This is a genomic window from Bacillus sp. 05T21 (genome assembly GCF_056396785.1).
This window is the reverse complement of record NZ_JBFTMD010000036.1, coordinates 22,158-34,435: the sequence shown is the minus strand read 5'-3', so window position 1 is coordinate 34,435 and position 12,278 is coordinate 22,158. Positions and strand designations below refer to the sequence as shown.

Here is a 12,278-nt window from a genome sequence, read left to right as displayed (position 1 = left end):
GCTACTTCTTGATTTGGTACTTCATTATGAATCGGTTCAGCTGGTGTTACTGGCGTTGTCGTTGATCCAGCAGCTACTTCTTGATTTGGTACTTCATTATGAATCGGTGCAGCTGGTGTTACCGGTGTTGTCGTTGGCCCAGCGGCTACTTCTTGATTTGGTACTTCATTATGAATCGGTTCAGCTGGTGTTACTGGCGTTGTCGTTGATCCAGCAGCTACTTCTTGATTTGGYACTTCATTATGAATCGGTGCAGCTGGTGTTACTGGTGTTGTTGATCCAGCAGCTACTTCTTGATTTGGCACTTCATTATGAATTGGTGCAGCTGGTGTTACTGGCGTTGTCGTTGATCCAGCAGCTACTTCTTGACCTGGCACTTCATTATGAATCGGTGCAGCTGGTGTTGCTGGCGTTGTTGATCCAGCAGCTACTTCTTGACCTGGCACTTCATTATGAATCGGTGCAGCTGGTGTTGCTGGCGTTGTTGATCCAGCAGCTACTTCTTGATTTGGCACTTCATTATGAATTGGTGCAGCTGGTGTTACTGGCGTTGTTGATCCAGCAGCTATTTCTTGACCTGGCACTTCATTATGAATCGGTGCAGCTGGTGTTACTGGCGTTGTCGTTGATCCAGCAGCTACTTCTTGATTTGGCACTTCATTATGAATTGGTGCAGCTGGTGTTACCGGTGTTGTCGTTGGCCCAGCGGCTACTTCTTGATTTGGCACTTCATTATGAATCGGTGCAACTGGTGTTACTGGCGTTGTTGATCCAGCAGCTACTTCTTGATTTGGCACTTCATTATGAATTGGTGCAGCTGGTGTTACTGGCGTTGACATTGGCCCAGCGGCCACTTCTGAATTTGGTACTTCATTTTCAATTGGTGCAACTGGCGTTACTGGTGTTGACATTGGCCCAGCGGCCACTTCTGAATTTGGTACTTCATTTTCAATTGGTGCAACTGGCGTTACTGGTGTTGACATTGGCCCAGCGGCCACTTCTGAATTTGGTACTTCATTTTCAATTGGTGCAACCGGTGTTACTGGTGTTGACATTGGCCCAGCAGCCATTTCTTGACCTGGCATTTCATTTTCAATCGGCGTTACTGGCGCAATCGGTGTTTCAATTTGACCAGCGGCTACTTCTTGACCTGGTATTTCATTTTCAATCGGTGTTACTGGCGCAATCGGTGTTTCAATTTGACCAGCGGCTACTTCTTGACCTGGTATTTCATTTTCAATCGGTGTTACTGGTGCAATCGGCGTTTCAATTTGACCAGCGCCCACTTCTTGACCTGGTATTTCATTTTCAATCGGTGTTACTGGTGCAATCGGCGTTTCAATTTGACCAGCGCCCACTTCTTGACCTGGTATTTCATTTTCAAYCGGTGTTACTGTTACATCATCTATTTTTTCTGTTGTTCCCGTTGTCGCTACATCTGGCAAATCGTTAGTAGCTGGAACATCATCTTGTGAGGAATCTCCTTGTAGTATAGCTATCTGTGGTTCGTTTTTTCGTAGTTTTCTAGGAATGGATACATTGTCACCCGCTGCAAGTGGTAGTTCTTCAATACCTTCATTTTCAACTTCATCTTCTAAGCTCATTAATTGACCTTTATTAATAGCCGCGACATCTTCTAATTGTTTACCTTCTTCTAATTCTTGTTCTTCTAAATCCATTTCATTTTCTTGTTCTTCTTCCATAATCTCTAATTCTTTACTGTCTGTTCCTTGTAACTCTTCGCCCTCTGGCATCTGTTCAAGTTCGGTTGTCTCTAATTCTGGCTTATCTTTATCAGATTCCATATTTTCTGATCCTGTAGCTGCTGCAAGCGCTTCTGGATCGTTTGTACTAATAGTTACATAGTCTTCTTCATCTTCTCCATATCGACTAGAATTGGAGCCGAACTTATCATTAATAAATCCTTTTCCATAATCAACCGCTCTTTCAGACATTAAAGCAACGTCTGTCGCCATCCTATAGGCTGCTTTAGAAGCACTAAATGCAGCAACAAGACGATCTCTGAATAAATAACATAAAACAAACACTACAATTTGAAGAAGCATAGTTGATACATATCCAGCCGCTCCCGATTCTGGAAGCGTATATATTAGCTCTGAAATAGTGAACACTATAACCAGCAACACGGACATTATTATTTTTAATGCAAGAGGTCTGATCCATTCAGTAGCCCAACTAGAAAGAACCCTTCTTTGTCCTGGTAATAATGCTACAGCCATACAAATTGGTGCGATTATACTCATAACCATAAACCATAATTGAAAAGCAATTGTTAAAAGACAAAGTAATATAATTGGAATTCCAGTAAATGTATTAACCACGTAATACACAATCGTAAAAATAAGTCTTTCCCCTACACTATCTAATTTCATCATTACGTTTTTATCTTTTATTTCTTGCTCTATAATCTTTACTCTGTCTTCCCCAGGTGGTGTTTTTAATAATTTATTTACTCGATCTTCTCCAATGCCTTCTTTTGAATCTTTCCCATACTGCATAAATAAGTATGGTCTTTCAGTAAGTAACGTCCATATCTGTTTTTTCACTGCATAAATAGCATCCTCTTTTGAACGTCCTGGATCTCCTGCAACTGTCCCCGTTGCTTTCGTTAAAATTTGGATGCTAATTTCTGAACTAACTGTATTAGCTGATCTTAAAAACGTTGATACATTTGAAATAAACGTAACAATAACAGCTATTACCAGGACGGTTTTTACTATTTCTGAAAATCCTGTTAATGGTTGACGTTTTACAAAAAATATATAAGCTGCATAAAAAGCTGATAAAGCACAAGTTAACGAAATAATCGAAGGAAGCAAACCACCTGATTTAAAACCATTGTTTTCTACTCCTGCAATATTCTGCATCGCTGTTCCTAACTTGTCGGCCACACTATCAATAATATCTAGCCTAAGGGATTGATCTACTACAAATAGAACACCCTTCACAAGTAATAAGCTAAATTGAAAAGCAAGATCTACTCCCCATTGTGTTACACTATATATTTTTCTTTGGATATCCTTCCCTATGCTATCATCACCAAACATGTAGCCCCAGGCTTTAGAAAAAAAGCCTTTATCATCATCTTTAGAAGGAGCTGTGTCTATTTGATAATGTGCATCCTTATATAAACCATCTGTATGACCTTCAAATAAATGATTAGAAATGGTATCTTCTTCCGCATGAGCCACATTAGAATTAAAAGACAAAATTGTAAACAGACAGAGCAACACTATTGCTCCTATTCTTTTCACTCACCTTCACCCCATTTGTGAACATGCTTAGGTTCTTTACTCCCCACAATTGAATCTAAATTGTGAGTGCTCCCCCAGGCCCATTCGGAATTTTTCCAAGCTCCATTTTTATCTTGTAAAATATATAAGCTTTCTCGTAATTTCTTATCTTCAACTGGATCATAATATACAACCTTGTAGTAATATTCATTCTTTTTCCCATCTAACTCATAACGATATAAGTCATATTTACTCCCTATTTTCTTACTCGCACCTGGATTTCCGACCTTATCTGGCCCGAAATCATAAGTCTTATATGAAAGGTCATTTAACTGTTTCGTGTCCATATCAACATAAGCGCGTATATATTCCATAGCTACCTTATCAGCTTCTTTTGCCTTATCCGATTCCATTTGACAACCAGAAATGCTGATCAGTGCCAGCATTCCTAGTATTAAAAATTTAAAATTAAGCTTCATTATCTTCATTCTCTATACCTCCAGATGACTATACCGATTGTAATTCTCTTTCTTCGTCTGACTTTGTTGAAGTGTCAAAGGCCGTCATTAGCTCTTTAAATACTGGATCAACATTGATGATTGCCGTACGTCCATATATATCCTGGAACAAGCATTGGCCCCTTTTAAGCTTTTTCATCATAGATACATTCTCATCTGTAATTGGGAGATTATAATAACTCAACATTTCCTCGGCTTCCTTATCGTATTTCATAGCAAACGAGAATTTCATACCCACATTGGCAACCTCACGATTTTCAGAATTAAAATCGCTGGCGTTTTGTGTACTAAGATATAATCCTGTATTGTGATAACGGCCTTTACGAATAATATCGTCTGCTAAACGCGAACCTTCACTGTTTTTTAATACACTGGCTGCTTCATCTTGAACGTACACTTTAAATACACTTCTGTCAGAGTTCATTAAGGATTTTCCAAAGGCTGTCATAGCAATTAATACACTCTCTGAAAGTTTATCTATAATACTAACTGCTGGCTTCTTCGAATCTGGTAATTGTAAATGTTGAATTTGTAATACTTGTAATGGTCTTTCTAGACTTAAAACACGGTAATTTTGCCCTGGCTTACCGAATAATAATTCGGCTAACGGTGTTTTTTCAATTGTTTCTAAACGATGAATTAAAGAATTTAAACTATCTAATGCTTTTTCTGACATAACTGTCAAATCTCGATTTTTCTTCTCTTTCAATTGATCCTTAACTAAAGTCAAACAAGGGTTTTCTAATTTCGTAACCTCCGTTATTGCATCAACTAAATAGTCATATCTAGAGTCTTCAAGATTTGCATTTGCTAAGAATGAAAGTAATTCTAAAGAAAGTCGTTTCGCTTCTTCTATAGAACTACATATACGAAATGGATCAAGACAACCTGCGTCCTCTGCACTTTCTCCTAATGTCCATACTTCTAACTGATCTTTTTTGAATCCTGGAAGTTTGATAGGCCAATCTCCCCTATCCCCTTTTGGATCTCCAACAAAGGCACGGCCGCCACTCATTACAATCCAGTAAACTAATAAATTTAATAAAAATGATTTCCCTTTTCCTGTTTGGCCCGCAATCATAACTGACAAACTATCGAATTCATTCGCTATATTTTCTAAAGCTTTAGCTGCTAAATCTGGTTTGATGAAAACCGGACGGTTTAATTTAGCTGTTCTTCCGAAATAAAACCCTTTGTTATCACCAATTTGAGTTGTTGCACCAAACATTCCCTGTGCCAGCACCCCAGGCTCCACGTATAATTTAAAGTCAGTATTATAACGATGTGAACCAGGTAAAAATTCATAAAAGTACGCAAGCTGGTCACCGAATGGATTTACTAATTCAATTCGCATTTTCTTGTATTCTGATATTAATGCATTAATTCTAGTTTGAAGGGTTTTCTTATTTTCAGCGTATACACAAAAGAGTACACTCATTTCATACCCTGGCATTCCAGTAGTTTGAAATCTATCTTGAACATGTTTAACCCCTCTTACTTTTCGATCTATGGTCAAATCTGTTGTTTTCCCTCCAACCATTGCTTGACGGCGCTGATCGTTTAATTCCAGCTCACTATTCGTTAATTGCTTTGTTACTATTTCATTATCCATATGGTGTGCCCGGATACTAATTTCAACTGGAAATTTCAAAGAATGAGATTGAATCCGATATATCCACTCTAACCCTGGAAAAATGGATTCTTCTGGCATAGACTTTACAGCCAAGAAAGCAACGTGCATTTTCTCCAAATCACCATCCTCATTTTGTCTTTCTAAAATCAAGGATCTTCCTGGTGACTCATCAATTAAACAATCTGTAAGCTTTACAATCTCCTGCATACGGGTACGGCGTACTTTTTTAGGTTTTCCGTTGCTGTCGAACAGTTCAATTGTTTCCCCTATATTCCATTCTTTTACTCTCTCTGGTTCAGTCATTCCGCGTGTAAAGTTTTGTTCAATTAAAAATTTAAGCGTTGGCGCTGTAAGACGATTCACAAATTTAAACGTATTAATCAACTGACCATGAATGACTTCATCCATATCTTTATATTCTTCAATCTCATCTTCCAAAATATCTGATTCATGTAAACCTATTGCTTCATGTGCTGCATTTGTAAATCCTTGTCTCATACGTTTAGCAAATTTGGCTGTTTCAACAATAGGATTTCGGGCCTGTTTTTGCTTCTTTTCTTCATTGACTTGAACGAGTATATAAAAGTGATATTCTGTATTTTCGGTTGACATTGCCGAACGTTTCAGATATTGCTTCATTTTCCCGAAAAGCCAGCGACCCGTTGGAGCCATTGGGCCGCTTATACTTTTAATATGTTCATCTAAAATTTCATCGGAGTTTGTTGTGCGCGGGATAACTAATAAGTGTAAGTCACACTCTAAATGAGTAAATAATGTTGTTTGATTTAAAAAATAACCTTTTTTTGTACTTTCATCATGAAAATCATACTCAAATCCTTCAACCTCGTAACCTAACCAAACCCTTCCATCAACACTAAAGCAAAGATTTTCTTCAACATGTTTAGTTGGGAACCTCGTTAAAGTTTTCAGCATATATCGCTTCCTCTCCCTCTTCCTCATTAATAAATGTAAGTTCAAACGCCGCAATATCTTCTGTTTGTTTAGATTGCGAAGAAGAAAGTTTTATTACTTCTTCTTTTGAATATTGGATAAAAATTGGACTATTAAAAACATAGATCTCTGGTTTTCTTAAACGCATTGATCTATTCATTTGATGTGTTCGCATTTTAAATGTGATCCACGAGCGAAAAAAGGCAAAAAATGATTTTCCATCTGTCTTATAACGATCTAGGCCCCATACAAGCAAAATAGGGAGTACAACATAATAAAGAAAGTAATAGTCATCAGCTAGTGGCCCCACGATCCAACCTGTTAACGGAAACCATCTTAATAAAACAAACAGCGCAACAATTAATATAAAATAGCCCATCAACTTCCACGATACGGGCCGTGGAAGTTGATAACCTAATATTTCATATTGTCTTCTTTCATATTTCATAAAGCTCCCGAAACTGTAGACTTTAATTGGTCTGCTTTTTCTATCCCTATCTCGCATTCTCTTACAGCCCTAAAAGTCCAGAAATCCATGTACCAACATTTTTTAATACATCTGGCTTTTGTACGAAGAAGATTAATAATCCGCCACCAAAAATTAAAGTTACTAAAAGCCCCCATGCGCGTTTCACAAATAAGAAAATTCCAGCTACGATAAACACCACGTACAGGGCCATAGTCCCTTGACTTTTAACCTCTTGTAATAGCCCATCTAAGCCAATCCCTAAATACAAACTTTTCAATAGTCCTGTAAAAAACATATCCAAATTCCTCCCCTTAAATATTCTGGATTTGTGTTACTACAAACTGACCTTTTTGTTTCTTTACAACTAACTTATAATGCATTGTCATTTTCGCTTCTGAATCAGAATTAACAAGAATGACATTTACATCCACTTCGTATTTTTCTTTTTGATTTTTTACCGGATATACCTTCGCATCAACAACCTTATCAAGCTTCATTCTACCTTCAAGCCCCTTAACGTCTTTATCTTCTAATACATAACGCAATTCGGCTGGTGTGGCTGTTGTATACGATTTAAAAAACGTTGGTAAAAACTCTTTTATATCCTGTTTAACATCAAAGTTGTTAATTTCTTCTCGTTTTTCTTCTTTTTCTTTGATTTCGGCTTTTTCATTGATATTTACTACTTTGGGAAGTCCAGAAATAACAAATGCGTTTTTATTTGCTGTGATTGGAATAGAAAGAAATTGAGTTGCATTTTTTTCTTCATTTGGTCGATTCAATTTGTAATTTACTTTTAGAACAATATTTGCTTGATCTTTACCAGTTTCTTTTACCATACTAACTACAGATTGAATGTAATTTGAATCCCATTGAGCGCTTTTTACATCGAATCCCCCCTGTTTATCCAGGCTTTCCATAAGATAAGATTTCAAATGATCTTCACGCTTTTGTTTGCCCTCGTCAGTTCGTTGCCAGGTGTAATATTCTTTAGCAAATGACTTTGTAAATTCAATCGCTTCTGGTCTAACTGCTTGATTCTCTGTATTTTGCTTTAATTCTTCGTTTTGAGAACTAGCATTAACCGCTTTTGTACTGTTACCCTTAATCACGGTAGTAACCGAAACGGCAAATATCCAAAGAAACGCCACCCAAAAAATGATTGCGCCTATTTTTCGCCCTCGATTTTTTGGCGCTCTGAATTGCTGCCTGCTGCCGCTAGGCTTCAACTTCTTCAGTAACTCTTTCCAATTCAATATATTCCCCCCTATTCAATTATCAATGTTCATTAAATCCTTACTTTTTCTTTTGGATTTTCTAAATCGCGATAAATAGGGCCAAATGGATCTTTTATATATTCCTCAAAAGTAGCCACATAAACAGGTAATTCTGGACTCTCCACCCCTTTTAAGTGTCTAAGTAATTCTTTTTCTCTAGCTGCATCCCTAGCCACAAACACCAATCTCCACGCTCTAATTGGATAAGAAAAACCTACATTTTGGTCATATTCTTCAATCTTTTCTTCACGTTGTAAAAAATCGTTGTACCGTCTAATCTTCTTTAAAAGAACATCTTTTGTACCAAATGTCCTTTCCATTTCTAAAAACAATCCTACATTTGCATCAATCTTATCTTTAACGCCAATTACTGCAATTCCATCTGGCCGAATAACATCAACTGAACTTTTTGTATATCTAAATGTTGCTCTAGGCTCATTTATCCACTCTTTCAGTTCTAATACTTCCTCTTTTTCTGATTGAAGTGTCATGGAACACTCTAGATGGGCTAACATAAGACTGTGATAAACGAATGTCGCAACACGTTCTGACCATCTAGGGTTCCAATGTACTTCCCCTCTCAACTCCCTAACCATTTCCACACCATACTTTGTAAGTGTGTAAACGTTTTGAGGTCTTCCCGACTTCCTCACTTGATTTCTTATAGAAGGAATGGGTAAATGTTCATGTTTGATGTATTCCCCCTCTTCTAGCCTGCGAAGGCGATAATATACGGAGTTTTTCCGATGCCCTGGATAACATTTCGATTCGATATATTCCAGGTCTAAGTACACATGAGTATGCAAATCAATTAATAGTTTTTGGTCTTCTTCTGATAACATTAGGTGGGCCATCATGTTTTCTCCCTCTCTAGCATGTCAAAAATGCTTTTATTCCCATCTTCCTTCTTCTTAGATTTCTTTATTTCTGTCTGCTCTTTTGGTTCCTCTGGTTGTCGGCTTTCTTCAACCACTTTTTCTATTTTTGGCTTTTCTTCTTTTACTGTTTCTTGAACAACTTTTGTCTGTTTCTTTTGAAACAATGGGATAATCTGTGCTTGTTGTTCTTCTTTAATGCTTATATTTGATGTTTCTGGCTGTTTTTTTATTAAAAGTGGTGTGTTCATCTCGTTACTTTGCACTGATTCAGTAACTTTTTCTTTTTCAAGAGCGTTGAAAATTGAATCTTTTGAATATTCCGATTTCTCTAGTGGTACTTTTTCCCTCTTAGATCCACTTTTACCGTAAAGAAACTGATCTATTTCTTTATCTATTTCTTCAATGGATTTTCCTGTTTGCTCTAACTCTTTAATTTTCGCGTATGTCCACGCATTCGATGCTTTTGTCATTGCTTCATTACCATAAATAGCAACTTTTCCATCTGGTAAATAGCGATCTAATGGCGGAACTTCTATCGTGCACCATACATCCTGCGCTTTACCATCAATTTTATCTTGTGTTTGAACAGCTACAACCAGATCGGGTAAACCTTGTAAATACTGTGCTCTAAAGCGCTTTTGCATAATGTCTTCTAACACTTTAGCCGAGTCTGGCCCTTGACGACAAACAAAGAAATTACCACCAATTTCTTTTAATGCATCCGCCAAAGCTTTGTCTAATTGTCCTGTGATTTGTTGTGTAATTGGCCATAGGCCCAAACCGTATTTTCTGTCTTCTGCTACGATTTTTGGAAGGATTGGTACTTGTACTTTGTGGGCTTCGTCAATAAAAGCTAGATGTAGTTTAGATCCAATTGGGCGTTGTTGAACAATACGGTGATATTGATTCATAATATATCCGATTGTTAATTGAATATCGTCTGATTCCATATCAGATAAGTCATAAAAAACAATATGACCTTCATCCATCCACTTCCTAATTTCTAATGAAAAACCAGATTGACCATACATTCTTTTCAAATATGTTGTACTTCTAAATAGGTCTAATCTGTTCAATATCGGCTGAATACTAGCATCCAAAGCTTCTCCAACATCATGTTTCCAATAATGAGAATAATATTTTGCTTCTGGCCCCTCTAAATTCGATAAGACTCGTGCACGGAATATCTCATTTGTTAAAAACATTGGAATACTAAGTGTATTGTGTGTTTGTTTTCCATCAATTAGCAAAGTTCCAATTGTAGCTTTTAAAATACGTTCTGTTTGAGGTGCTTGACCTGGGATGATTGATTTAATAACGCTTAAAATTGAGTTAATAACTGTTTGAGTGTCTTCATTAGGAAATCTATGAAGTAAGTTCAGTGCTGGAGGATGTTGTGAATGCCGGAAGCGAATGAAATGCACTTTATTCCAATCAACTTGCTTTCCATCTAGTTCCGCTTTCAACATGCGGTTTAGCGCGATAATTGCGAGGTCTGGAGTAGGATCAAAAAGAGAAAAACCGCTTGCATTTTCTGGATCATTCAGCCACTCATCCATGACACTTTCCATAATTGCCATTGCGACTGTACTTTTACCCGATCCAGTTTTACCGGTTATTGCACCCATTTTTTTCATTTGCTCTTTTGCTATTCTGACCAGGCGGTCTTTTTTCATTGGATGTCTGGCATAACCTACACCAATTCCATCACTAAGCAAATCTTTGGGCAACATTTCTTCTCCCTTATCGAGATACAAAATTTTCTTTTCTACTTTATCCTTTTTATCTCCCTTAATCTTTGGAAGGTGAAGTAAATTTGCAAGTTCTGACCCCGTCCAGGTCATTTTTCCATAACTCGGACACGGAACCTTTAAGACTGAATGCTTTAACCTTCGATAGCGAAGCTCATTTACATCAGCCATAATACTTGCAACCATATTCCCCAAATTTTTGAGAACAGGGACACCAGGATAATATTCACTTGCGAATGATACAGCGACTTGAAAGGCCATTTCATTTCCTGCGAAACGTCTGTTCAAATCTCTATACTCTTCTTTCTCAAAAGCATCTAGGCCAAAACCAGAACTATGCTTCTTTCTTTTCTTAATTGCTTTTTCTGCTTTCCGTATGCCCTTTATCAAACGATGGCCGTTATCTGGAGAAAAAGAAATATCAATCCACGTTTTTTCTTCCGTTGCATTAAGTAGAGTCGGCAATACATCTTTTGTGTATCTTGCTAATGATAAAGTTGCTTCAAGATGTCTACGCTTCAAAACCATACGCCCGCCAACAGCTCTCCAAGTTGGGAAAGGTACTTCATCCATTTTCTGTTCATACACTTCTGCATGAATATATAGGCTTCGAAATGCCTGGACGACACGATTAATCCCATCATTTGGCCCTGCAAGATAAAAACGCAATCTTTCTTCTTTTCCTTCTGGACGATACGCGAGCAAACGATACCAATCACGACCTTTAAATAACCGCTCTAACGGACGGCGACCCGCTCCATGAACTTGACGGATCATACGGCCCACAGTGTCTACGGTTATTTCATCATCTACATGAGGAATGATCATAACATACCGGTAACGTCTTCTTTCAATTTGATACAACAGAATACGGCGTATGATCTGCAACACTACTACTGCGAGTAGCCCCAAGATCAATAATTGTACTACTTGAACTACAACTGGCATCCACCGAGAAATTTCAGATAGTATTTTATCTCGTGAAAACCATACGGCGGCTCCAGCTCCCAAGATAAGAAGCATCGGCCAATTTTTAGTGACGAAATCGTCAATTTCTCTGTCTAGTTTGCTGCGTGACAACGTCCCACCTCCGAACATATTTGGAGCGAGAAACAGCGTAACAAGTCAGAATCTCGTCTGACAGAGAAAAACAGTACAACCAGTAAAAGCCGAATAAAGACAGCTTGCTGGCATGTGATACGAGACGAGACTCGGAAATGAACCGCCGCCGCCCGCACGTAGTTTAAAAGAAAATTTTCGCCTGTGTGATGACTATTCATACGAATGAGTCTATCCCCCAGGGAAAGCTTCGTATTCTGGATAACCATATTATACCATAAAATCCCTTATATTTCAATCATCTTGTTTAAAATAATTTACACAATAATCTGCATAATCACTTTTAAGCACCTTTAGTAATTATTACGCAAGTATTTGGAGGATTATTCCACAAGTTTTTCATTAGATTATTCATTATATTATTTCAATTGTTCTAGAGGTTATAATTTCAATTACCAGAAGGTTATAACTATAAATAAGTACGAACA

At 37.5% G+C, this 12,278-nt stretch carries 8 protein-coding genes; all 8 read right to left on the bottom strand.

Going from position 1 to position 12,278, the window contains the following annotated elements:
* The coding region (locus tag AC1DKZ_RS29890; RefSeq protein ID WP_476997705.1) for a CD3337/EF1877 family mobilome membrane protein at positions 1 to 3,275 on the bottom strand (3,275 nt) is incomplete at its 3' end.
* Positions 3,272 to 3,742 carry a hypothetical protein gene (locus AC1DKZ_RS29885; RefSeq protein ID WP_476997704.1) on the bottom strand — a complete coding sequence of 157 codons (471 nt, stop codon included), beginning with the start codon at positions 3,740 to 3,742 and terminating at the stop codon, positions 3,272 to 3,274. The genes AC1DKZ_RS29885 and AC1DKZ_RS29890, both read right to left, overlap by 4 nt.
* A gap of 19 nt (positions 3,743 to 3,761) precedes the next feature.
* Positions 3,762 to 6,338: an ATP-binding protein gene (locus AC1DKZ_RS29880; RefSeq protein WP_476997703.1), complete on the bottom strand. Its 2,577-nt coding sequence runs from the start codon at positions 6,336 to 6,338 to the stop codon at positions 3,762 to 3,764.
* Positions 6,307 to 6,804 carry a TcpE family conjugal transfer membrane protein gene (locus AC1DKZ_RS29875; protein WP_234932376.1) on the bottom strand — a complete coding sequence of 166 codons (498 nt, stop codon included), beginning with the start codon at positions 6,802 to 6,804 and terminating at the stop codon, positions 6,307 to 6,309. The genes AC1DKZ_RS29880 and AC1DKZ_RS29875 overlap by 32 nt, the downstream gene beginning before the upstream one ends.
* Positions 6,805 to 6,865: 61 nt before the next feature.
* A complete protein-coding gene (locus AC1DKZ_RS29870) occupies positions 6,866 to 7,120 on the bottom strand; it encodes a TcpD family membrane protein (RefSeq protein WP_097877685.1) in 255 nt (84 codons plus the stop codon).
* Between the two features lie 16 nt (positions 7,121 to 7,136).
* Positions 7,137 to 8,081, bottom strand: a complete 945-nt coding sequence (locus AC1DKZ_RS29865) for a conjugal transfer protein (RefSeq protein WP_476997702.1) — start codon at positions 8,079 to 8,081, stop codon at positions 7,137 to 7,139.
* 32 nt (positions 8,082 to 8,113) lie between these two features.
* Complete coding sequence (locus AC1DKZ_RS29860) at positions 8,114 to 8,956, bottom strand: replication-relaxation family protein (RefSeq protein ID WP_098661270.1); 843 nt, start codon at positions 8,954 to 8,956, stop codon at positions 8,114 to 8,116.
* Positions 8,956 to 11,811 carry a type IV secretory system conjugative DNA transfer family protein gene (locus AC1DKZ_RS29855; protein WP_476997701.1) on the bottom strand — a complete coding sequence of 952 codons (2,856 nt, stop codon included), beginning with the start codon at positions 11,809 to 11,811 and terminating at the stop codon, positions 8,956 to 8,958. The genes AC1DKZ_RS29860 and AC1DKZ_RS29855 overlap by 1 nt, the downstream gene beginning before the upstream one ends.
* Positions 11,812 to 12,278: the final 467 nt, after the last annotated feature.